The sequence below is a fragment of the Cupriavidus sp. UBA2010 genome, from assembly GCF_002335265.1.
Classification (GTDB): domain Bacteria; phylum Pseudomonadota; class Gammaproteobacteria; order Burkholderiales; family Burkholderiaceae; genus Cupriavidus; species Cupriavidus metallidurans.
In genome coordinates, this window is the sequence record NZ_DDCI01000031.1 from 1 (window position 1) to 23,936 (window position 23,936).

The window sequence follows — 23,936 nt, forward strand, 5'->3', positions numbered from 1 at the left end:
TCGTGGAACAGGGGCAAGGTCACATTTAGTGATGTGGAAGTAACTCTCGGTGGCGCTTGCCGATCCCGTCGGTGGGCAATCGCTCGCAGTCGTTGTCCGCGCGATCTGGATAGTTCGGTGTCCGCAAGCGCGCCGCGCTAGCCGGATGTCGAGGTGGAGACCGGAAGAGGGCGATCAGCAGCGCTTGCCAGCATCAAGCGTCATCTGCTGACTGTCTGAGAATTTCGGATCGAAAGTGCTGAAGGCTCGCGACGATGCCATCCCAGTTGACGTTCTTGTCGAGGCTGGCCTCGATGGACGGGATGTTCTCAGCCAGGTTTGTGAGCTGCGAGGACTGGAGCAGTGTCCCCTTTAGGCGATGGAGATGATGTCTGGCCATGACAGTGTCTCGCGCCCGCGCGGCGGCATCGAGGGCCGCAAGTTCGAGCAGCGCGTATTCCGCCATGGACTTGGTACGTTCCAAATGGCCGGAATGGCTGGCGTCGAGTGCGTTGAGTGCGTCGGGAGAAGTCGCCCCGATGGCGCCAGCCGCGTGGCATTCCGGAATCCACAGGTGCAATGTTTCCTGCAATCCCTGCAGATTGATCGGTTTGGCGAGAACGCAATCGATGCCCGCATCCAGCGAACGCAATGCCTGCTCCGGCCCGGCTTCGGCCGTCACGGCGATGATTGGTGTGGCTTGCGAATGCGTCGCGTCCTCCCGCGCGCGCATTTGCTTTGCGACCGTGAAGCCGTCGACGTCCGGCAAGTGAAGGTCCAGCAGAATGGCGGCAAACGATCGGGTCGAGAACAGGTCGATGGCCCGGGCGCCGGATTCGGCAAGCACCGGGCCATACCCAAGCGCGCGCAACTGCTCCATGAGCACCAACTGGTTGGCCGGCGTGTCTTCGACGACCAGAATCGCCCCGGAGACGCTTGCTGCCACCTGTGGCGAGGGGGGCAAGGCGGTTTCGTCGTGTGTGTCGGCAATCGTCGTTTCCAGCGAGAACTCGACCGTCGTACCCTGCCCGAGGGTGCTCCAGATCGAGATGCTTCCCCCCATGGCTTCCACGAGCTTCTTGCAGATGGAGAGGCCAAGGCCACTGCTACCCGTTTGGCGTTGACGGGCGTTCCCCACCTGGCTGAAGGGCTGAAACAGCCTTGGTTGATCCTCTGGCGCGATGCCGATGCCGGTGTCGCTCACGCGGATCGCCAGCGTGACGCGTTCCGACGAGCGCTCTGACCGGGACAGCCGGACGTCGACCGTGACGGCACCCTGCTCGGTGAACTTGATCGCATTTGCCACGAGATTGCCCAGCACCTGGCGTATGCGATTACCGTCCAGATTGATGATGTGACCGCCAGACTGGTCATTCAGCTGGAGCGCAATGCCCTTGCGATCGGCGATGGCCTCGAAGCCATTGAGCACCGAGCGGACGAGATCGTTCACACGCAGTGCCGAGGGCTTCACGAGGATCTTGCCGGTACTGATGCTTGAATAATCCAGGACGTTATTGAGTACCGCGAGCAAGGAGTCGGCGCTTTCCCGAGCCCGATGAAGAAGTTCTCGTCTTGGCGTGCTGTTGTCTTCCCGATCGAGTAACTCCAGCGCGCCCACGACCGCACTAATGGGCGTCCGTATCTCATGGCTCATGATGGCCAGGAACTCGGATTTCACCTTCTCGCTCTTCAAGGCATTGGCGCGGGCACGCATCGCCTGGTAGACGGAAACGCCCAGTGAAATCAGGACGATCAAGAAAAGCACAATCGTGGTGCCGTAGTAGTGCCAGAGTGCCTTGAGCGATGGCTGAAGATAATCCGCGCCCTCTAGCCAGTTCTGATAGAGCTGGTCGGTTTCCCCGGCGCTGAACGAAGCCAGCGCCTGATTCATCAGGGAGAGCAGCGGCGCGAAATCCTGGCGGACGGCCATGCGCAGCACCAGAGGCAGCTCGGCGATGGTCCCCGCGATATGAAGCGTTTTGTCGTACTGCAGCCGGATGAGCGGATGCAGTACCGCGCTCGGCCCGACGGCGGCGGCAGCCTTGCCGTCGCGAACCGCCGCCAATGCCATGCTGTCGCTCGGCTCCGGGAGTATCCGCGTGCAAGACAACGGGTGCCCTTCGAACCATTGGTGATAGGCGCCGCCTTCCTTGACGGCTACGGTAATGCAGCCCAGGCTCGACAAATCGAAGTAGTTCTTGTCCCGCGCCTTTGCAACAACCAGTGTTGTGCCGACGTAGTAGGGACGTGTCAGCGCAATCCGTGTTCCAGCGGACTTGGGCAACTGGAAGTCAGGCACGGCAGGTAGCACGTCCACCTCGCCATCCAGAAGCTTGCGCACGGATTCCGACCATGACTTCGTGGGCACCAATTGCACCGTCATGCCAAGCCGATCGGCAATGGCATGGATATAGGCGATGCTGAGCCCGTGAGCGGTTCCTTTCTCGACATATTCGAGCGGTTGCCAGTAGGGGTCCACCGCGATACGCAGGACATGGTGCTCCTTCAGCCATGCTTCCTCCGCAGCTCCCCAGGGGCTTTGCGCCATGGCGCGGGCATACGGAACGAAGCCGGCCAGGACAGCCAGGATCAGGAGCAGTGCCCGTTTCATGATGCGTGGGGATTCGGTGCCGACATCGATATCTTCGTCTTGGGTTGCGGGCAAGTCGCTGGGCGTGGGTCAGATAAGATGGCGCACCTTGAACAGATCGTTGTCGGAGCGGATACCCAGCTTGCGGAGCGCCGACTGCTTGTGGCCGCTCACCGTCTTCTTGCTGCGCGAGAATTTCGCGGCGATCTCGTTGACCGTCATCCCGTCCAGAAAGCACCTGAGCACCTCGCGTTCCTTCTCGGTCAGCGCGGCGGTGAGGTCCCCCGATCCCGTTGCGCCTTCACCCTGCTCCTTGCCGAACACGGAAAGCGAAGCAACCTGGGCTGGGATATGGCTTGCCCCCCGGAGTATCTTGGCGATAGCCGCCGTGATTTCGGCAATCGAGCCGTTCTTGATGCAGTACCCATCGGCCCCCGCCTTCATTGCCAGGGCGATGGTGACGGGGCTGTCATGGGCGGATAGAACGAGGATCTTGATGCCCGGATACTGTCGCCGGATCATTCGGATAACGCCGATGCCGTCCGCATCCGAAGGCTCCAGCGCATAGTCGATGATCACAAGATCCGGGGCCTTGTTCCTGAGCGCCTGCACGAAATCCCTGCTGCGGGTGAATGTCCCGAGGATTGCGAATGCAGAGTTCTGCTGCAGTACCCGGACGATTCCCTGATGAACAATTTCGTGGTCATCCAGGACCATGATCGAAATGGGCATTTTGCGGCTTCCAAGACGTATCGCAGGCGCTGAATTATAAGCCTTGCAGCAATCGCGCCCGAGGCGTCACACGTTATCGGCGTCTTGCCGGAACCACTCCAGGATCTGCTCGTGCTCGCGTTGCTGCTCGCGTGTCGGGACAGGCGCGGGCTCGGATGCGCAGCGGTGTCCCGTCCGGATGAATGCGTGGGAATCGCTCACGCAGGCGGACGAGCGATACTCGCGGTAGATGTAGTCGCCGTTTTCCTCGACAACATCGTCCGGCAACGCTCTGCTGATCGGGGCGCGGTCAGCCGTGGCGTGGCGCATGAAGTCCGTCCAGATCGGCAGTGCAAGCGTCCCACCCGTGACCGCCCCGAGGCTGCGGAACTGGTCATGGCCTACCCATACGGTGGTCGCCAGCCCCGTCGCGTATCCGGCGAACCATGCGTCCCTGGCATCGTTCGAGGTCCCCGTCTTGCCGGCAGCGTCGGCCTTGTCGATACGGGCCGCCGCGCGACCGGTGCCTTTCCGAACCACATCGCGAAGCAGCGAGTCCATGATGAACGCGTTGCGTGGGGAGATGATCTGTTTGCGCTCGATGTCTCCGGTCGATGTGTAGCGCTCCTGGTCACCGCGCTGCACGATCCGGGCGATCAGGCGCGGCTGCACGAGATAGCCGCCGTTGGAGAAGACGGCGTACGCCTGCGTCAATTGCATCGGCGTCACGCTGCCGGCGCCCAGCGCCAGGGGGAAACTGCCGGGATTCAGGTCTGGCGCGAAGCCGAATCGCAGCGCGAAATCCCGCACGTAATCGATGCCGGAAGCCTGCGTCAGCCCTACCGTCACCAGGTTCTTGGAGCGGACAAGTCCCTCGCGCGCCGTGATGAAGCCGTCGTAGCGGCCGCCGTAGTTCTTGGGCCGCCAGGGCCGGGCACCGGTGACGGTCGAGTCCAGTACCCGCTGACTGTCGTCCACCATGGTTCCCGGAAAGTAGCCTTTTTCGAGAGAGGCGGAGTAGACGAAGGGTTTGAAGCAGGAGCCCGGCTGGCGCAATGCCTGCACGGCGTGATCAAACTTGCCGCGATGGAAGTCGTAGCCACCCACCCACGCCACGACATCGCCGCTGACAGAATCGATGGAAACCAATGCGCCTTCCATGTCGGGCGCTTGCGCGATCTCCCATTTGCCATCCAGGCTTGCCATGGTGACGACCGTGCCGCGCGTCAGCGGCGTCGCGGCATACGCGGGTGCATGCGCGCGAAGGGTCGTGCCATCGCGTGTCTTGACCGTCAGGCGGCCGCCGCGATCGGCCGTGGCGGTGACGACGGCCGTGGTGAGACCGTCCCGGTCCGGATAGTCGTCAAGCCCCGACGTTGGCCCATTGGCGTCGATGGCCACCCGTCCCAGCGGGATATAGCGTCGTCTTTGCTGGGCGCGAAGCAGGCCGTCATGCAGGGCATCGTATGCCGCTGCCTGCGTGGCGGTCTGAATGGTTAGCGTCACGTCCAGGCCATCCCGATAGGCGCGTTCACCGTATTGGTCCACGACCAGTTGGCGTGCGCGCTCCACCGGAAAGGCAAATGCCGGATCGATGGCATAACTACGCGGCTTCAGTCGAAGCGGTTCATCCAATGCGGATGCGTATTGTTCGTCGCCCAGATATCCAAGCTCGTGCATGCGCGCGAGGATGTACCGCTGGCGTACGCGGGCACGCTCCGGGTTGACCGTCGGGTTGAATGCGGATGGTGCTTTGGGGAGGCCCGCGAGCAGGGCCGCTTCCGCTGGGGTCAACTGGTCGAGTGACTTGTCGAAATAGATGCTCGCCGCGGCAGCAAATCCGTATGCGCGCTCGCCCAGGTAGATCTGGTTCATATAGACCTCGAGCAGCCGTTGCTTGCTGAATTGCTGCTCCAGCTTGAAGGCCAGAAGAACTTCACGGAGCTTCCGGTCGTAGGTCTTCTCGCTGGAAAGGTACAGACGGCGTGCCACCTGCATGGTGACGGTGCTAGCCCCCTGCGCGTGCCGGCCCGATGCGAAATTGGCCCATGCAGCGCGGAACAACCCCGAGAAGTCCACGCCACCGTGTTCGTAGAACCGGGCATCTTCGATCGCCAGCAGGCTCTGCTGCACGACGACCGGAATTCTGGAAAGCGGGACGATCTCGCGGCGCTCGTCGCCATATTCGGCCAGGAGGATGCCATCCTGAGAATAGATACGCAGCGGCCTGTCAGGTTTGAACGCGGCCAGGCTCGTGACGTCCGGGAGCGACAGCCATGTCTGATGGACGTGCCAGGCGCCGAAGGCCATTCCCAGCGCGATAAGGAGACCGGCAAGCGCGCCCAGGCAGGTTGCAATCCGGGCCCGTCCGGGAGTGCTGGTGGTTTCCGGCTTTGACTCTGTTGGCATCGCTGAAGGCTGGGCACGCGTGGATCGCCGCGCGCCGGTATGTCCTGAGGGTGGCAATGTCCACCAGTCTGTCGGACGGCTTCCGGGCTGCATACAGGACTGGTCTGGAATTGGCCCGAACCGGAACTCAATGTGCGATATTGGCCTCTGCCGGTGGGGCATCTGGAACCACATGCCGCAACTGCATGGCACGCGAGACGATCTGCGCGAAGATTGGCGCCGCGACTTTGCCGCCGAAGTGACTGCCTTCGCTGGGATCCTCGACGCTGACCACGACAACGATCTCGGGCGCGGACAGGGGGGCCACACCGGCAAACGACGCACGGTAGCGCTTCTTGTCGTATCCACGCCCCGGGACGTGCAGATAGGCCGTGCCCGTTTTGCCGCCGACGCGGTACTCGTTCACGCGGGCTTGTCGGCCTGACCCTCCGGCGCCGGTCACGCGTTCGAGCATGGCCAGCACGGCCTCCGCGGTTGCTGGCGTCAGGACCTGCGTGCCGCGCGTCTCGTTTCCTGCTGGCCGCCGTTCGAGGGTAAGGGGGACAAGCTGGCCGCGATTGCCGATCGCCGCATATGCCTGCGCAATCTGCAGCGCGGAGGCGGTCAGCCCGTATCCATAGGCCATGGTCGCCTGGGTAATCGGCGTCATCCCTCGCGCGCTATGCATGCGACCACTACCCAGGCCGGGAAACAGGAAGGAGTCAGCCTTTCGTCCGAAGCCGAGCGCGTGCATGTGCGTCCACAGTTCGTCCGGCGAGAGGCGGGAGACGATCTTCACCATGCCAATGTTGCTCGATTTCTCGATAACGCCCGCGACCGATAGCTGGCCGAAGTTCCGGACGTCTGTGATCTTCGCGCCGGCAAAATCGAATCTGCCGTTCGTCTCGATCAACGTGTCTGGTGCAACGCGCTTCAGTTCCAGCGCACCCGCGACGATCAGCGGCTTGATGATGCTGCCTGGCTCGAAGGCGTCGATCAGCGCCGCAGCGCGACGTTTGCTGCTATCGGCGTGCCAGCTTGCGGCGGCGAGGATCTCGCCGGTTTTGACGTCAGTGACCACGGCAAGGCTGGATCGAGCCTTCACCGTTTCCGATGCCTGCTGCAGTGCCTGGTATGTGGCGGTTTGCAGCCGCTCATCGATCGACAGATGGATATCGCCGCCGTCCTCGGCCTCGGCAATCACCAACTGGGAGAGGATGTTGCCAAGGCGGTCCTTCTCGACGACGCTCCTCCCGCGCGCACCTTTCAGCCGGTCATTGAGCGCGAGTTCCAGTCCTTCGATACCGATGCCGTCAAGATTGACCAGCCCGAGAAGGGCGTCGAAGGGCGGGCCAGATGGATAGACACGCTTGAACTCGCGTACCGTTCCCACGCCCGGCAGAGCAAGCGTCTTGACCTGCTCCAGCGTTGCCGCGTCGGTCTGGCGCCTGAGGTACACAAAGCCCCGGTCCGATGCCGATGCCGCCTCGATCTCTGTCAGGGGCATACCGAGTGCCTCCGCAAGCCCCGTGTATTTGTCACTGGAGGCCATCTGACGGGGGCTCAAGTAGATGGCGCCGGCCGGGAGGCTCTGTGCGAGCGTATGGCCGTTGCGATCAAGAATCCGCCCGCGCGTCGGCGGAACATCGAGCTGCCGCCTGACGCGTAAATCGCCTTGCTGCTGGTAGAACGCGTTGCCAGGTCCGGCGATCCAGATGGCGCGGATAGCGAGCCCGAGGAAGCAGAGCGTGATCAGGAACACAAGAAACCGGGAGCGACCGGGGTGAAAACTCCCGATGGTGTTCGCGAAGCTCTGGGAATGGGCAATGTAGCGCTTGCTGGGCATCGTCAGCCTGTTGGCAAAGTTGCGGCGGTCGCAAGCAATCGGGCGCAATGTACGCCGGACACATATGTGCGGCTCTCGCCCGCAAATCAGGATCGAACAGGGTACCGACGCGCGGCCGGCCGGCGGGCCGGACTAGTCTGGTATTGATCGCTTTTCCGGCATGCGCTGGTCGCGCGACCACACGTGGTCAGAAACGTGGTCAGAAACGAGACCAGTCCGGGCGAAGCGGTGGCGTGGGCGGCTTAGCGTTGCTGCTTCAGGCAAACGTCGAGCTGTATGCGGAAGGGAGCTGTGAGTAGAAACAACGTCTATGTCGCCATCTACGTCGTAGCGATGGTGGGGCTGTCAGTCTGGGCCGTATGGCGCGACTTAGCGTCTCATCGACACTATTGGGCGCCTGGCGAGCAGTCGCCGGACAAGCCCGGCAGAATCGTACTGAGCGATCGGGAATCAGTGCTGCTGGAACGGTACTGCGCGATGCATGGGGATTGTGATCGGCCGGGTGAACGGCGGGGGCGCTAGCGCCGGTGGGCTCTCCTTGTTGCCATTGGCCTGGCCCACGATCGATTCCGCGACGTCAGCCAGCGGCGGGGCCTGTCCTAAGCCTCTGGCGTCGGCCGCAATTAGTTCCGACCCAGCAGCGAAAGCACCGCCTGGGACTGCTGGTTGGCCTGTGCCAGCATGGCCGTGGCTGCCTGGCTGACGATCTGGGAGGCAGTCATCTTCGAGACCTCGACCGCATAGTCGGCGTCCTCGATCCGTGAACGCGCCGTATCCAGATTGGTGGCGGTCGTCTGTTGGGCATTGGTGATCGAATCGAGTCGATTCTGCGCCGCGCCCAGCAGGCTGCGCTGGGCGTCGACGGCCGCGAGCGCGCGATCAAGCGTTGCCAGCGGATCGAGCGGCTGCTTGAGACGGATGCCTTCGCCGGCTTCCACCACATTGAGCACCGTCTTGTTGGTGGAGGCGTCGGTCAACGCAGTGAACGTCAATGGGTAGAAGATCAGTACGTCTTCGCTGCCGTTGACGGTGCGGATGTACTGCGAACCGTCCTGCGCGGTCACCAGCGTGCCGGTCTTGGCCGACTGCGGGAGGTTGAACACGTAGTTGCCGCTGGCGTCGAGCCCGAGCACGTTGCCATAGGTCACCCCGTTTCGATCGGTGTAGTTGACCGAGACCTTTGCCGGGTCGATGGTCACCGTCGAATCACCGCTGACCGACGGCAAGTCCGTGAACGTCTGGTAGGTGGTGCTCACCGCCCTGGCAGTCATGGTCCGCGTGGTGCCGTCGTCGCTCATCGTGAGCGCTGCATCGTAATAGCGGAAATTGCCGCCGCCCGCATCCACCTCGATCACATAGGTGCCATTGTTGCGTTGAAGCAGGCGCGAGGCGGATGCGCTGAGGCTGACGCCGCTGGCGTCCTGGAACGCGACGGTGTCGGTGGCGGGGTCCACGGGCGGCGTTTGCGTGACGGTTGCCGGCAGCGTGGAGAAATCCGCCGCGGTCAGCGGCGACGTCATGTCGGCGGCCTTTGCGGTGACCGTTCCCGAGGTGCCGAAACCGAGGCTGGCCTGATAGTAGCTGCCGGCCTTCCGGATGAAATAGCGGCCATCGTCGGCCTGGACCAGCGAAGCGCCGGCGATCGGTGCATTCGTGTCGTCAAGCAGGCTCGGCACGCCGATGGCGCGCGATGCCACCGCAGCCGGGCTTAGGAATACCGGCGAGCCTGACGGGTAGAGCGCGACGTCGCTGAGTCCCGTCACGGTATCGGTCGTCGGCCGGTACCCCACTTGCTGATAGGTTGGCTTGCCGGCGCCGTCCACGTCCTGCACGTAGAAGGTGCCGTTGGCGTCCCGCACGAGATTGGGGCTCGCGCTACCCGCCGGCCAGTGAACGGTGGTGGTCGGGCTGTCGATCATGACATTGGTACTGCGGCCCTGGAGCACGCTAAGGCCGCTGACGGTGCCGGGCAGCCCGGCGATCGTGAAGTCCTTCAGGCCCAGGGCGTTGACGCCAAAGCCGGAACCACCGAGGTTCACGGACAACTTGTCCGAATCGTTCGCGCCGACCTGCAGGTTGACCATGCCAGCGCTGCCGTCCAGCAGCCGCAAGCCGTTGAACGTGGACTGCTGCGTGAGTCGGTCGATTTCCTTCAGGTTCGCATTGATTTCGGCCTGGACCGCATCGGTATCCGTGAGCGAAAGTGTGCCATTGAGGCCCTGAACGCTCAGGTCCCGAATGCGCTGCAGGCGTGCGCTCAGGGAGTCGAGGGCGCCGCTGGCGCTCTCCAGCATGGATTGCCCGTCGCCCGCGTTACGTCGTGCCTGGTTCAGCCCACTGACTTGCACCCGCATCCGGCTGGCAATGGCGAGGCCCGCTGCGTCGTCCCGCGCGGAGTTGATTCGCAGCCCGGAAGACAGGCGTCGAATGGTGTCGCCCACTGCGTTGCTCGCTTTCCCCGCCTGCAAGGATGCGCTGAGCGCCAGGACATTGCTGGCGATGGTAAGGGCCATGACTCGTGCTGGTTATTGTTATGATATTTGGCACGGTTATCGACACATTTGACGTTTGGCTTGAATGTAGCGTTCCCACACCAAAGCAGGGGATGCGAGCCGCCGGCTCGAGCTGGAGCCGGCGTGGCAAACCGCGTGGTTACTTCTGGTATCCGTGCGGCGTGACGATATTGAAGGCCGGGTCGAACGTGTCGAGCATGGCGAACAGGCCCGCCACGGCCTGCGGGTTGCCATCGATGCGTATCGCGCCCGACTGCATGGCCTGCGGCAGGGTGAGCTGCTTCAGGCTGATCTTGTCGAGCGTGGCCTTGGTCAGCGTGACCGTGGCGGTCGGCTGCGCGTGCTGGGCATCGGCCACGTAAGTCAGCGCGCTGTTGCGCAGCGTCATCGCGTAGCGTTGGTTCAGGTCGGTGAACTGCCAGTTCAGCGTCATGGCCTTGCCGGCGGCCTTGTCCGCGTTCAGGCGCACGGCCAGGTAGTCGAAGAAGTTCGGCACCGTCAGCGCGCGCACGAGATCGGCCGAGCCCAGCGAGCTGCCCTGCAGCTTGGGCACGCCATCGCGAAGCTCCTGGGCGCCGGTCAGATAGATGTTGCGCCACGTGGCGTTCTCGCTCTGGTAGCCAAGCTGTTCCAGTGCATCGGCCTGCAGTGCGCGCGCCGCGGCGTTCGATGGATCGGCGAAAACCAGGTCATTGCCGATCTGTGCCACCCAGCGGTAGTCGCCCCGCGCATACGCCTCGCGGGCCTTGGCCAGTACGGCATCGGCGCCGCCCATCCATTCGATGGTCTTCCTGGCCGTTTGCTCGGGCGGCAGTGGGTTCAGGTGGGCCGGGTTGCCATCGTAGAAGCCCAGGTAGCGCTGGTAGACCGCGCGTACGTTATGGCTGACCGATCCGTAGTAGTCCCGTGCATACCACTTGCTGGCCAGCGGCTCGGGCAGCGTCTTGAGCGTGTCTGCGATCTCGAGCGGGGTCAGGCCCTGGTTCAGCAGCCGCAGGGTCTGGTCGTTCAGGTAGGCGTACATGTCGCGCTGGTCGGACAGCATCTCGACGATGCGCGCGTGGCCCCAGGTGGGCCAGTGATGCTGGCCGATCAGCACATCGGTCCGATCGCCGTAGCGCAATAGCGACTGGCTCAGGAAATAAGACCATGCCTTGGCGTCGCGCACCTGCGCGCCGCGCAGCGTCAGCAGATTGTGCTGGGTGCGCACCGCGTTTTCGGCGATGCAAAGCGTGCGGAACTGCGGCAGATAGATGTTCATCTCCGCGGGCGCCTCGGTGCCCGGGGTGAGCTGGAATTCGAAGTCGATGCCGTCGATCCGGCGCGTCTCGATCGGCTTGGTGATCGACGAGGTGGGCGCCAGCAGCGTGATGGTGCCGCGCGCGGTGGCTTTGCCCAGGCCGGTATCGACCTGGCCCGTGGCGTTCTTCGGCAGGTTGGTGCCGTACATGTACTGCGCCCGTCGGCCCATCGCGCCGCCCGCCAGCACATTTTCGCTGACGGCTTCGTCCATGAAGCCATTCGGCGCCAGGATCTCGACCTTGCCGGACTTCACATCGTCCTCGCTGACGATGCCACGTACCCCGCCGAAATGATCGACGTGGCTGTGCGTGTAGATCACGGCCAGCACGGGTTTGCGTGGACGGTGCGCGTAGTAAAGGTCGAGCGCGGCCCGGGCGGTTTCGGCCGTGAGCAGGGTGTCGATGATGATCAGGCCGGTGTCGCCTTCGACGATGTTCATGTTTGCCAGGTCGGCGCCGCGTACCTGATAGACGCGGTCGGCCACCTTGAACAGGCCAGCTTCGTTGTTCAGTTGTGCCAGTCGCCAGAGGCTCGGGTTGACCGTGGGCGGGGCGTCCGCCGCCGATTCGAAGGCGTAGGCGCCGAAGTCCCACGCCGTCTTGCCGTCGGCGCTCTTGATCGTCGCCTCGGGGAAGCGCGCCACGAGTCCGCGCTTCGCGTCTTCGAAATCGGCACGGTCGGCGAACGGCAGCTTGCGCAGCCATGCGGCGTTTGATTGCTCGGTCAGCGGAGTGGCGGGATTCGGGCCGGCGAGCGCGACGGACATCGTCAGCGCGGCGGAAGCAAGGACGGTCAAGCGGGCAATGCGCATGGGTGGGCTCTACAGGACTGAGTCGGTAAAAGAGTCATTGGATGCGGTGTGGACCTATAATTCAAGTGCAAATTTAGTATCGCAGCAATGCAATTTACGCATATATGAATCTCAAACGGCTCGAACATCTGGTCGCGGTGGCGGAAGAAGGCTCACTGGCAGCAGCAGCGCGGCGGGTTCATCTAAGTCAGCCGGCGCTGACGCGAAGCATCCAGACACTGGAAGAGGAAGCGGGCGCGGTGTTGTTCGATCGCGGCACACGCGGGGTGACGCTGACCGCTGTGGGGCGCATGGTCACCGAGCGCGCCCGGCGCATCCTGTTCGAGACGCACTGCCTGACCCGCGACCTGACGCTGGTGCGGCAGCACGAGATCGGCAGCGTCCAGATCGGACTCGGCGCCTTTCCGGCAGCGATGCTGCTGCCGGAGGTGCTCTGCCTGCTGCACCGGGAGTGGCCCGGGCTGCAGATTGCGACCGAGGTCAGTGATCCTCGCGCGCTGCTCGATGCGTTGCGCGCCGAGCGGTTGGATTTCGTCGTGATCGAGCAGAGCACAGTGCCGACCCTGGCCGAGCTGGAGGTGCAGCGGCTGCCGGAGGAGTCGGCCGGTCTGTTCGTGCGGCAGGGGCATCCGCTGGCGGGGCGGCCCGTGTTGCTGCCGGCGCTAAGGGAGGCAGCGCTGGTATCGGTGGTGTTCCCGCCCGAAACGCACGAGCGGCTGCGCAAGGTGTTGCGCTGCAAGCCGGGGGAGGCGCTGCCGTTCCAGGTCGAAAGCAACGATTTCCGGGCCCTGACCTATCTCGCCAAACACACCGATGCGGTGTTGCTGGCGCCAGCGCGTGCCGTCCGCGATGAGACGGCGGCGGGGGGTCTGGTGCCGCTCGACGTTCCGGGTCTGCCCGCCATGACAATGCAGTTCGCGGTCGTGCGGCTTGCGCAGCGGACGCTCTCGCCGGCCGCCGGGCGGGCCGTGGCGGCGATCGAGGCCGTGGCCTGAAGAAAGAAAAAGGCGCCCCGTGTTGGGGCGCCTGGATCGCATGGGCGGTGCGAAGCCCGGATCAGTCCTCGACGGCCGTGCCCACGATGTTGTAGCCGCCGTCGACATACGTGATCTCGCCAGTCACGCCGCTGGCCAGATCCGACAGCAGGAAGGCCGCGACGTTGCCGACTTCCTCGATCGTCACGTTGCGACGGATCGGTGCCACGTCTTCGAAATGCTTGAGCAGGCGGCTGAAGTCCTTGATGCCCGAGGCGGCCAGGGTCTTGATCGGACCGGCCGAAATGCCGTTGGCACGCATCCCGCGCGGGCCGACCGCCGACGCCAGGTAGCGCACGCTGGCTTCGAGCGAAGCCTTGGCCAGGCCCATCGTGTTGTAGTTCGGTACCACACGCTCGGCGCCCAGGTAGGTCAGCGTCAGCAGCGATGCCTTGTCGTTGAGCAGCGGCATCGCGGCCTTGGCCAGTGCCGGGAAGCTGTAGGCCGAGATATCGTGCGCGATTCGGAAGCCTTCACGCGACAGCCCGTCCAGGAAGTTGCCGGCGATGGCTTCGCGCGGCGCGAAGCCGATCGAGTGCACCAGACCGTCGAACTTTTCCCAGCGCTGCCCCAGTGCGGCAAACGTGGCGTCGATCTGTTCGTCGCTGCCAACGTCGCACTCATAGATCATGTCGGAGCCGAATTCCTTGGCGAAGTCCGTGATGCGGTCCTTGAATCGTTCGCCGACATAAGTGAACGCCAGTTCCGCGCCTTCACGCTTGCACGCTGCTGCAATGCCGTAGGCGATCGAGCGGTTCGAAAGCAAACCGGTAATCAGGATCCGCTTACCTGCCAGAAATCCCATAGATTCTCCAAATATGTGTGGGGCGGGCGTATTTTATGCGATGGCCCATGGCCGATGCACAATAAGCAAACTTTCCCGCTTTTGTTGCACCGCGTAGAGGGAATGTCCGGATGGCTGTTGGCCACCCGAACGCATGTAAAATTGTCGCACAACTTCGCCCGGCCACAAGCCGCCGGGCTGTCCTGAGCATTGTGGAGGTCTGCAACCGGATGCTGATTCGTGCACGTTGGCCGCTTCGGGCGGCAGGGCAGTGCTTCTGTCGACGCGCGGTAGTGCAAGGGTGGGCGGCGCTGTCGATCGTGCTGGCTTCGGGTTTTCCCTTATCTGCTTTCGCTGCCCACGGCTTTGCGCTCCACGGCGACCTCAAGTATCCGCCGGACTTCAAGCATTTCGACTACGCCAATGCCGATGCCCCGCAGGGGGGCACGCTGACGCTGGCCAACCCCGACCGACGCACCAGTTTCGACAAGTTCAACCCGTTCACCCTGAAGGGTACGTCCGCGCCGGGGCTCAACGCCCTGATGTTCGAATCGCTGCTGATCAGTAGCGCAGACGAGACCGCCAGCTCCTATGGCCTGCTGGCCGACGATGTCACGGTGGCGCCGGACGAGTTGTCGGTGACGTTCCATATTCGCCGCGAGGCACGCTTCGTCAACGGTGACCCCGTGCTGGCGTCGGACGTCAAGTATTCGTACGACATGCTGATGAGCAAGTTCGCGAGCCCGGGCTATCGCAGCATGTGCACCGATGTGAAAGCCGTGGTGGTGACCGGCGAACGCACGGTGCGATTTGACTTCAAGCAACGCAATCCCGAGCTGCCGCTGATCGTCGGCTCGCTCCCGGTGTTCTCGAAGAAGTGGACGGAGAAGGTGTCGTTCGACAAGCTGACCTTCGAGGAGCCAATCACCAGCGGACCGTACAAGATCGAACGCTACGACGCCGGGCGCGGCATCGTCTTCGCGCGCGACCCGAAATACTGGGGCAAGGATCTGGCGGTACGCCGCGGCACGTTCAATTTCGGCCGGGTGGTCTACCGTCTCTACAAGGACGAGACGGCCAAGCTCGAGGCATTCAAGGCCGGTGAGTTCGACGCAATCGTCGAATATCGGTCGAAAAACTGGGCCAAGAGTTACGTCGGGAAGCGCTTCGAGGAAGGGGAACTGATCAAGACCGAGTTCCCGCACCGCAACGGCGCCGGGATGCAGGGCTTCGTGATGAACATGCGCAAGCCGATGTTCCAGGATGTGCGGGTGCGCCAGGCGCTGATCCTCGCGCTGGATTTCGAGTGGCTGAACCGCCAACTGTTCTACGGGGCTTACAAGCGGCTCGACAGCTGGTTCTCCAACAGCGAACTGGCTGCCAGCACCACCTTCGATGGCAAGCCGGGGCCGGGCGAACTGGCGTTGCTGGAGCCGCTACGCGCCGAGTTGCCGGCCGAAGTGTTCGGCGCGGACGTCGTGCAGCCCACGACGAACCCGCCGCGCTCCCTGCGCGACAACCTGCGCGATGCGCGCCGATTGCTGGCGCAGGCGGGGTGGACCTATTCGGATGGTGCGCTGCGCAATGCCAAGGGCGAGGCGATGGTGTTCGAATTCCTGGATGACGGCGGCGCTATGAGTCGGGTTATCACGGCCTACATCCGCAACCTGGAGAAGCTCGGCATCGAGGTGAACCAGCGCACCACGGACTTCGCGCTCTACCAGAAGCGACTCGAGGATTTCGATTTCGACATGGTGTCGATCCGTTTCCCGGATTCCCAGAGCCCTGGCAACGAACTGCGCGACCGCTTCACGGCCGAAGCGGCGGGCACGCCTGGTTCCGACAACCTGTTCGGCCTGAAGTCGCCGGCGGTCGACAAGCTTGTCGACACGCTGCTGCACGCCCGGTCGCGCGATGAACTGGTCACCGCCGGCCGCGCACTCGACCGCGTGCTGATGCATGGCTACTACATCGTGCCAAACTGGTACAGTGCGTTCCATCGTGTGGCATATCGCAAGGAGATGGCGTACCCGACGCGTCTGCCGTACTACTACACGGCGGAAGGCTGGATCCTCTCCAACTGGTGGCGCAATGACCTGGTGCCAAAGACCCAGTAATCCCGAACCCGGACGGCCATGCTTGCCTATCTGTTGAAGCGCATTTTGCTGATGATTCCGACGTTGATCGGTGTCATTACGCTTACGTTCGTCGTGATCCAGTTCGTGCCCGGGGGCCCGGTCGAGCAGATGATGCTCGAGATGAAAGGGCGGGGCGGTGCAGCGGAGGCCAGCGGCGGCGGCGCCGAGTATCGCGGCCGTCGCGGCGTGGACCCGGACAAGATCAAGGAGATCCAGGCGCTGTATGGCTTCGACAAGCCGCCGATCGAGCGCTATTTCCTGATGCTCAAGCGCTTTGCAAAGTTTGACCTCGGCCAGAGCTACTTCCAGCACCGCAGCGTCTGGGAACTGGTGAAGTCGAAGATGCCGGTGTCGATCAGCCTGGGGCTCTGGACATTCTTCCTGACCTATCTGATATCGGTGCCACTGGGCATCTCCAAGGCAATCCGGGCCGGCAGCCGCTTCGACGTGATCAGCAGCATGATCGTGCTGGTGGGGTATGCGATTCCCGGCTTCGTGCTTGGCGTGCTGCTGCTGGTGCTGTTTGGCGGCGGCACGTTCGTGCAGTGGTTCCCGCTGCGCGGCCTGACCTCCGATGACTGGGACCAGTTGTCGCTCATGGGCAAGGTGATGGATTACCTCTGGCACCTGGTGCTGCCGATCACCGCATCGGTCGTGGGCAGCTTCGCCGTGGTCACCATGCTGACCAAGAATGCGTTCCTGGAGGAGATCCGCAAGCAGTACGTGCTGACCGCGCGGGCCAAGGGCCTGTCCGAACGCCGCGTGCTCTGGAAGCATGTGTTCCGTAACGCGCTGATTCCGCTCGTGACTGGATTCCCGGCGGCGTTTATCGGCGCGTTCTTCACCGGCTCGCTGCTGATCGAGACACTGTTTTCGCTCGACGGGCTGGGTCTGCTGTCCTATGAGGCGGTGCTGCGTCGTGATTACCCCGTGGTGCTCGGCACGCTATACCTGTTCACGCTGATTGGTCTGGTGACGCGCCTGATTTCGGACATTTGCTACGTGATGGTCGATCCCCGTATTCACTTCGAGGGGATGCATCGATGAATCCCTTCAAACGCGCCCCAATCCAGAACGGGCTGCCGCACTCGCTGTCTCCGCGCCAGCGCGCCTGGCAACGATTCCGTCGCAACCGGCTTGGCTACTGGAGCCTGATCCTGTTCGTGGCGCTGTTCGTGCTGAGCCTGTGCGCCGAGGTGCTGTCGAGCGACCGGCCGCTGGTGGTCCGCTACAAGGGCGAGTACTACCTGCCGATCGCCAAGGTCTATCCGGAAACCACGTTCGACGGCGATTTCCCGACGCGCACCGACTATCTCGATCCGTTCATCCTCGATCGAATCACGACGCATGGCAATTTCGCGATTTTTCCGCTGAACCGCTATTCGTACGATTCGATCAACTACTTCGCCAAGGAGCCGAATCCGGCGCCGCCCTCGGCGGAAAACTGGCTTGGCACCGATGACCGTGGCCGCGATGTGCTGGCGCGGTTGCTATATGGATTCCGCGTATCCGTGCTGTTCGGGCTGGCGCTGACCATCATCGGCGTGCTGGTCGGCACGCTGACGGGCGCGCTGATGGGGTTCTTCGGCGGCCGGTTCGACCTCATGTCGCAACGCGCGATCGAGATATGGGGCTCGATGCCCGAGTTGTACCTGCTGATCATCTTTGCCTCGATCTTCGAGCCGAGTCTGGCGCTGCTGATCATCCTGCTGTCGCTGTTTGGCTGGATGGGGCTGTCCGACTACGTGCGCGCCGAGTTCTACCGCAATCGCTCGCTCGACTACGTCAAGTCGGCCCGCGCGCTGGGTTTGTCCAACGTGCAGATCATGTGGCGGCATATCCTGCCGAACAGCCTGACACCGGTGATCACCTTCCTGCCGTTCCGGATGAGCGCGGCGATTCTGGCGCTCACGAGCCTGGATTTCCTGGGTCTCGGCGTGCCGCCGACCACGCCTAGCCTGGGCGAGCTGCTGGCGCAGGGCAAGGCAAATCTCGATGCGTGGTGGATTTCCCTGTCGACCTTCGCGGTGCTGGTGCTGACACTGCTGCTGCTGACGTTCATGGGAGACGCGCTGCGCGATGCGTTCGACACGCGCATGGGCCTGGCCCAGATGCGCGGCCGCGTGGCGCCGAAGGTGCCGGCACGTGGCGGGGCAGCGGAGGCCGTCCGATGAGCCTGGCCATGACCTTTACCGAACCGGCGGCAGTGCCAGCGCCGGGTACCAAGCTAATGTGCGTGGACCGCCTGTCGGTCACCTTCGGGGAGGGCGAACACGCCACGCGCGCGGTGCGCGAAGTGAGTTTCGACCTTCGGGCCGGCGAGCGCTACGCGCTGGTCGGCGAATCGGGCTCGGGCAAGACCGTGACCGCGCTGGCGATGCTTCGACTGGTCGAGGATGCGCACTATCAGGGCTCGATCCGTTTCGAGGGCGAGGATCTGCTGCAGGTGTCCGATCGCGAGATGCGCCGCATTCGTGGGTCGGAGATCGCCATGATCTTCCAGGAGCCCATGACGGCGCTTAACCCGCTCTACACGATCGGTAACCAGATCGTGGAGACGCTGGCGCTGCACGAAGGACTGGACCGCCGGGCCGCCCGTGATCGCGCGATTGCGCTGCTCGAGCGCACCGGCATCACCGACGCGCCCAACCTTTTCAATAGCTTCCCGCACCAGTTGTCGGGTGGTCAGCGTCAGCGCGCGATGATCGCCATGGCGCTCGCGTGCCGCCCCAAGCTGTTGCTGGCCGACGAGCCGACCACCGCGCTGGACGTGACCATCCGGGCCCAGATCCTGGACCTGTTGCGGGACCTGCAGGCCGAGTTCGGCATGGCGGTGATGCTGATCACGCACGATCTGAACATGGTCAGGGCGTTCGCCCAGCGCGTGGGCGTGATGGAAAAGGGCGTCCTGGTCGAGACGGGCGAGACCACCGAGGTCTTTTCCAATCCGCACCATCCCTACACACGTAAGCTGATCGACAGTCGGCCCCGGCGCGAGGTGTTGCCGCTGGTGCCGCTGGCCCCGGTGTTGCTGGAGACCGATGCGCTGTGCGTCAACTACATGAAGAAGCGTCCTGGCATGGCGGGCTGGTTCCTCAAGGAAGCATTCCCGGCTGTGAAGGAGGTGAACCTGCAGTTGCGCGAAGGGGAAACGGTCGGAATCGTGGGGGAGTCGGGCTCGGGCAAGACGACGCTGGCGCACGCCGTGCTCGCGCTTCAGCGCAAGAGTAGCGGCACGATCCAGTTCCTGGGCCGCAGCTTCGATACCTGCACGAGCAAGGAGCGCAGCGCGTTGCGCTCGCGGATGCAGGTGGTATTCCAGGATCCGTTCGGGTCGCTGTCCCCCCGGATGACGATCGAGCAGATCGTGGAGGAAGGGCTCGCGCTGCACCAGCCGGGCCTGTCGCGCGAGGCAACGCGCGAGCGCGTGATCGAGGCACTGCGCGAAGTGGGGCTTGACCGCACCGCGCTGGGGCGCTACCCGCACGAGTTCTCGGGCGGCCAGCGGCAACGTATCGCCATTGCCCGGGTCCTGATCCTGAAACCTCAGGTGCTGGTGCTGGATGAGCCGACTTCTGCACTTGATGTGTCGATTCAGCAGCAAGTGCTGGCTCTGCTGTCACAGCTCCAACACAAGTACAACCTCAGCTATCTCTTTATCAGTCACGACTTGGCCGTGATTCGCGCCATGGCGCACCGGGTCGTGGTGATGAAGAACGGCGAGGTCGTGGAATCGGGCGAGACCGAAACGGTACTCGGCGCACCGCAGCATTCGTATACACGCAAGCTGATGGCGGCGGCCCAGCTAGGTGTGGCTTGATTTGATGTGCGTCGCATCATGCATTGACACGCCGGCGTAACATCCGCTGTTTATGCGAAAACCAAGAAACTGGATGCGTTTTTTGCGCTAGTTCGTTGATTTGCAGGCGATTTGAGGGAAATTTGTAACCATCTTTGACATGTCAAGGGCGGCTACTTTAAGATCGCCCGATAAGTTTTTTGGGGGTGGTTCGTCCGCCGCGTGAGGTCTTGGGGAAGACCGGCAGTGCACGCGGCTGGTGCGAGACGGGAGCTTTTCTACTGGCGTACTTCTTGCGTCCGATCCGCCCTGATGTTTTCACGCTGTCCGGTGATGTCTTACTCGCCGGTCAGATTTGCCCGATCATCAGGAGAACCAATGCAGCGAACGGTACTTCATTCCCTGGCGCGCGCCGCCGTTGGAATTGCCATTGTCTGCGGTGCGACTGTGTCGAATGGAGTGCTGGCGGATACGGTGTTCAAGGATACCGACGCCCGGATCGACGCCCGTGCAGATGTCACGGACGCGCATCCGGAAGGCAAGCGTGGCTTGCTGTCGTCGATGATGAACTCCACCAGCAATGTCGCCACGAAAGCTGGCGACCTGGTCATGAACGCGCTGGGTCTGATCGGTGTTCGTTATCGCTTCGGCGGTAACAGCCCTGAATCGGGTCTGGACTGCAGCGGCTTCGTCCGCTACGTGTTCAACGACACCTTCGGCTTCATGTTGCCCCGTCGCTCCGTCGAAATGAGCCAGGTTGGCGCCACGGTTGCGGCGAACGATCTGCGGCCCGGCGATCTGGTGTTCTTCAACACCATGCGCCACACGTTCTCGCACGTCGGCATCTATATTGGCGACAACAAGTTCGTGCACGCGCCGTCCACCGGCAGCAAGATCCGTGTCGATGACATGCGTGCCGCCTACTGGGTGACACGCTACAACGGCGCCCGCCGCATCGACGATTCGGCGCGTGGCTCGGTCGAGAACACCAGCAACATGATCGAGACGCTCAAGCGTTACGATCCGAATGCCCAGGGCCGCTCGCTTTACGGTGGCTAAGTACGGCGCCTAAGGTTTGCGGCTGTTGAAGCGGCAAATCCCGAAGGCAAAACAAAAAAGGACTGCTCAGGCAGTCCTTTTTTGTTGCGTGCTGTTTGGGGGAGGGTGATGTTCGGGCGCGGCGGGTCGCCGCTTATTGCGTCGCGATGGTTCCGCCCGTCGTCGGACGATTGCGCGCGGCGGCCAGCTTTTCACGCAACGCCGCTAGTACCGCAGACGTGGCCTGCTCGCCAGCCAGGATCGCCCGATTGCGCGACGTGAAATCGCTGCCGCCCATATCCGGCAGGTCGGGCCGGATCACAACGTCGGCGCGCGCCAGCGCCATCTTGTTGATCGACTGCCCCATGATGGCCGTTGTCTGCAGCAGGACGCCACTCTGCCCGCCATTTTTCTGGCTTGCCGGATCGGCGGAGATATTCACCGCGATCACGAAATCGGCGCCCATCTCGCGGGCGGCATCCACCGGTACCGGCTCCACCAGGCCACCATCGACGTAGTCGTGGCCGCCGATCGCCACCGGCTGGAATACGCCCGGGACACTGCTCGATGCACGTACCGCCTGACCGGTATTGCCACGCCGGAACAAAATCCGCTCGCCGGTCTTGAGATCCGTGGCAACGATGCCGAGCGGCAGCTTCATCGACTCGATCGGACGATTCTTGACCAGGCGGTTGACGTAGTTCTGCAGCGCCTCGCCCTTGAGCCAGCCGCCGAAGCGTGTGCCGAAGGGCAGGGCCCAGTCGGCGATGGTCGCTTCGTCCATCGTCAGCGCGAGCTTGTTCAACGTAAAGCCATCCATGCCCGACGCGTAGAGTGCCGCTACCACTGAGCCCGCGCTGGTGCCCGTGACGATATCCGGGCGAATTCCCTGGGCTTCGAGCGCCTTGATCACGCCAATGTGCGCGAAGCCACGCGCCGCTCCGCCGCCGAGCGCCAGGCCGATGCGGATGGGCCGGGGCGGGGTGGTCGCCACGGGTGGCACGGTGGCGGTGGTGCCAGGGTTCGTCGCGTCCGGCTTGGGGCCGAAGGAGCAGGCTGCCAGCAGCATCGCTGCCGAGGCGCCCAGGAAGTTTCGTCGTTGCATCGAGGAAAGGAGATCTTGCTGGATGTGATGCCGGGGGCACTGTGGGGCCCCGCATCGCGCATGGCCGAGTGTCAGACTGGCGGCAGCATAAATGATTCCACGGCGGAGATCGTATCGGGCAGCGCGTATAATGCAGCATTCCCTGACATCCGGCCTGCGCGCATCCGTGCGCGGGCCTTTTTGTTTCCCCGAACCATGACACAACGCGTCCGCACCCGCTTCGCACCGAGTCCGACCGGCTTCATTCACCTCGGCAATATTCGCTCCGCGTTTTATCCGTGGGCGTTTGCCCGCCGCATGAAGGGCGACTTCATCCTGCGTATCGAGGATACCGACGTCGAGCGTTCGACCGATGTTGCCGTCGACGTCATCCTGGAAAGCATGGCCTGGCTCGATCTGGACATCGACGAAGGCCCGTTCTATCAGATGCAGCGGATGGACCGGTACCGCGAGGTGGTACAGCAGATGCTCGACAACGAGCTGGCTTACCACTGCTATATGAGTACCGAGGAGCTCGACGCCTTGCGCGAAGCGCAGCGTGCTGCCGGCGAAAAGCCGCGGTACAACGGCTTCTGGCGTCCGGAGCCGGGCAAGGTGCTGCCCGAGCCGCCGGCTGGCGTGCAGCCCGTGGTGCGATTCAAGAACCCGATCGGCGGCAGCGTGGTGTGGGACGACGCTGTGAAGGGCCGCATCGAGATCTCGAATGATGAACTCGACGATCTCGTCATCGCCCGCCCCGATGGCACGCCGACCTACAACTTCTGCGTGGTGGTGGACGACCTCGACATGAAGATCACCCACGTGATCCGGGGCGATGACCACGTCAACAACACGCCGCGACAGATCAACATCATCCGCGCCCTGGGTGGTGAGGTGCCGGTCTACGCCCACCTGCCCACCGTGCTCAACGAGCAGGGCGAGAAGATGAGTAAGCGCCATGGCGCGCTGCCCGTCACGGGATATCGGGATGAGGGCTATCTGCCGGAGGCCGTCCTGAACTATCTGGCGCGACTGGGCTGGGCGCATGGCGATGCCGAGATCTTCTCGCGCGAACAGTTCGTCGAATGGTTCGATCTGGAGCACCTGGGCAAGTCCCCGGCGCAATACAACCCGGAAAAGCTGGCGTGGCTCAACAACCACTACATCAAGGTTGGTGACAACACGCGCCTGGCAGATCTGACGCGTCCGTTCATCGAGGCGCTCGGCGGCAAGGTCGAGGGCGCGAACCTGGTGGACGTGATCGCGCTGGTCAAGGATCGCGCGAACACGCTGAAGGAAGTGGCGCAGACCGCGATGTTGTTCTATCGCGGCGAGCCGCAGGCCGATGCGGCGCTGAAGGTGGAACATCTGACGGACGAGATTCGCCCCGCGCTGCAGGCACTGGCCACGCAACTCGCGGCGCTGCCGGAGTGGAAGCGCGAAGCGATTAGTGCCGCGTTCAAGGCAGTGCTGGCCGAGTTCGGCCTGAAGATGCCGAAGCTGGCGATGCCGGTGCGCCTGCTGGTGGCGGGGCAGTTGCAGACGCCGAGCATCGACGCGGTGCTTGAACTGTTCGGTCGCGACACGGTGCTGCGCCGTCTGGCTGCAGCGTAAAAAACTGCTGAAAAAGTCTCGGCTGGGGCTTGCGCTCTGGTCGAGACTTCAGCATAATCTCGTTCTCCCCGCTGCACGACGCGAGTCAAGCGGAACGGTTGAAAAATCGAACGGGGCTTGCAAAACGGTGAGAATGCTTTATAATCGCCGCTTCGCCAGAAACGCAGTAAATCTGGTGAGCAAGATTGCAGTAAATGGCAGTAACTATGGGGCTATAGCTCAGCTGGGAGAGCGCTTGCATGGCATGCAAGAGGTCAGCGGTTCGATCCCGCTTAGCTCCACCAAGTTTCTGTCCCCTTCGTCTA

Annotated in this window: 15 protein-coding genes and 1 tRNA gene; 8 read left to right on the top strand and 8 right to left on the bottom strand. The window is 63.2% G+C overall.

The window, feature by feature from the left end:
* Nucleotides 1-193: 193 nt before the first annotated feature.
* From B2246_RS22400 to B2246_RS22425, 6 genes are all read right to left on the bottom strand, one after another.
* The gene (locus tag B2246_RS22400) at nt 194-2,590 is read right to left on the bottom strand and encodes an ATP-binding protein (protein ID WP_286882199.1); all 2,397 of its coding nucleotides are present in this window, start codon (nt 2,588-2,590) and stop codon (nt 194-196) included.
* 69 nt (nt 2,591-2,659) lie between these two features.
* Nucleotides 2,660-3,301: a response regulator transcription factor gene (locus B2246_RS22405; protein ID WP_008641682.1), complete on the bottom strand. Its 642-nt coding sequence runs from the start codon at nt 3,299-3,301 to the stop codon at nt 2,660-2,662.
* Between the two features lie 66 nt (nt 3,302-3,367).
* Nucleotides 3,368-5,590, bottom strand: coding sequence for a penicillin-binding protein 1A (locus B2246_RS22410; RefSeq protein WP_286882196.1), 2,223 nt, complete (start codon nt 5,588-5,590; stop codon nt 3,368-3,370).
* A 226-nt stretch (nt 5,591-5,816) separates the two neighbouring features.
* A complete protein-coding gene (locus tag B2246_RS22415; protein ID WP_286882194.1) occupies nt 5,817-7,514 on the bottom strand; it encodes a peptidoglycan D,D-transpeptidase FtsI family protein in 1,698 nt (565 codons plus the stop codon).
* Nucleotides 7,515-8,137: 623 nt separating this feature from the next.
* A complete protein-coding gene (locus B2246_RS22420; protein ID WP_286882192.1) occupies nt 8,138-10,027 on the bottom strand; it encodes a flagellin in 1,890 nt (629 codons plus the stop codon).
* A 139-nt stretch (nt 10,028-10,166) separates the two neighbouring features.
* Nucleotides 10,167-12,140, bottom strand: coding sequence for an alkyl/aryl-sulfatase (locus B2246_RS22425; protein ID WP_008641687.1), 1,974 nt, complete (start codon nt 12,138-12,140; stop codon nt 10,167-10,169).
* A gap of 104 nt (nt 12,141-12,244) precedes the next feature.
* Here B2246_RS22425 and B2246_RS22430 point away from each other — a divergent pair, with 104 nt between their 5' ends.
* Nucleotides 12,245-13,135: a LysR family transcriptional regulator gene (locus B2246_RS22430; RefSeq protein WP_008641689.1), complete on the top strand. Its 891-nt coding sequence runs from the start codon at nt 12,245-12,247 to the stop codon at nt 13,133-13,135.
* A gap of 61 nt (nt 13,136-13,196) precedes the next feature.
* Here the strand turns inward: B2246_RS22430 and fabI are convergent, their stop codons facing one another.
* Entirely contained in the window at nt 13,197-13,979 is a 783-nt protein-coding gene (gene fabI / locus B2246_RS22435) for an enoyl-ACP reductase FabI (RefSeq protein ID WP_008641690.1), read from the bottom strand.
* Between the two features lie 209 nt (nt 13,980-14,188).
* On the opposite strand from fabI, the gene B2246_RS22440 reads away from it, so the two are divergent.
* The 5 genes from B2246_RS22440 (at nt 14,189) to B2246_RS22460 (ending at nt 20,954) form a co-directional block, all read left to right on the top strand.
* Complete coding sequence (locus B2246_RS22440) at nt 14,189-16,075, top strand: extracellular solute-binding protein (RefSeq protein ID WP_035882312.1); 1,887 nt, start codon at nt 14,189-14,191, stop codon at nt 16,073-16,075.
* 18 nt (nt 16,076-16,093) lie between these two features.
* The gene (locus B2246_RS22445) at nt 16,094-17,143 is read left to right on the top strand and encodes a microcin C ABC transporter permease YejB (protein ID WP_008641693.1); all 1,050 of its coding nucleotides are present in this window, start codon (nt 16,094-16,096) and stop codon (nt 17,141-17,143) included.
* The gene (locus B2246_RS22450) at nt 17,140-18,270 is read left to right on the top strand and encodes an ABC transporter permease (protein WP_008641695.1); all 1,131 of its coding nucleotides are present in this window, start codon (nt 17,140-17,142) and stop codon (nt 18,268-18,270) included. The genes B2246_RS22445 and B2246_RS22450 overlap by 4 nt, the downstream gene beginning before the upstream one ends.
* A gap of 8 nt (nt 18,271-18,278) precedes the next feature.
* Complete coding sequence (locus B2246_RS22455; RefSeq protein ID WP_414646347.1) at nt 18,279-19,916, top strand: ABC transporter ATP-binding protein; 1,638 nt, start codon at nt 18,279-18,281, stop codon at nt 19,914-19,916.
* A 357-nt stretch (nt 19,917-20,273) separates the two neighbouring features.
* The gene (locus tag B2246_RS22460) at nt 20,274-20,954 is read left to right on the top strand and encodes a C40 family peptidase (protein ID WP_008641698.1); all 681 of its coding nucleotides are present in this window, start codon (nt 20,274-20,276) and stop codon (nt 20,952-20,954) included.
* 133 nt (nt 20,955-21,087) lie between these two features.
* Here the strand turns inward: B2246_RS22460 and B2246_RS22465 are convergent, their stop codons facing one another.
* Nucleotides 21,088-22,038 carry a patatin-like phospholipase family protein gene (locus tag B2246_RS22465; RefSeq protein ID WP_035882313.1) on the bottom strand — a complete coding sequence of 317 codons (951 nt, stop codon included), beginning with the start codon at nt 22,036-22,038 and terminating at the stop codon, nt 21,088-21,090.
* Between the two features lie 195 nt (nt 22,039-22,233).
* Between B2246_RS22465 and gltX the strand changes: the two genes are divergently transcribed.
* Both gltX and B2246_RS22475 read left to right on the top strand, forming a co-directional pair.
* Entirely contained in the window at nt 22,234-23,631 is a 1,398-nt protein-coding gene (gltX, locus tag B2246_RS22470) for a glutamate--tRNA ligase (protein ID WP_008641708.1), read from the top strand.
* Nucleotides 23,632-23,839: 208 nt separating this feature from the next.
* A tRNA-Ala gene (locus tag B2246_RS22475) sits at nt 23,840-23,915 on the top strand.
* The last annotated feature ends 21 nt before the right edge of the window (nt 23,916-23,936 follow it).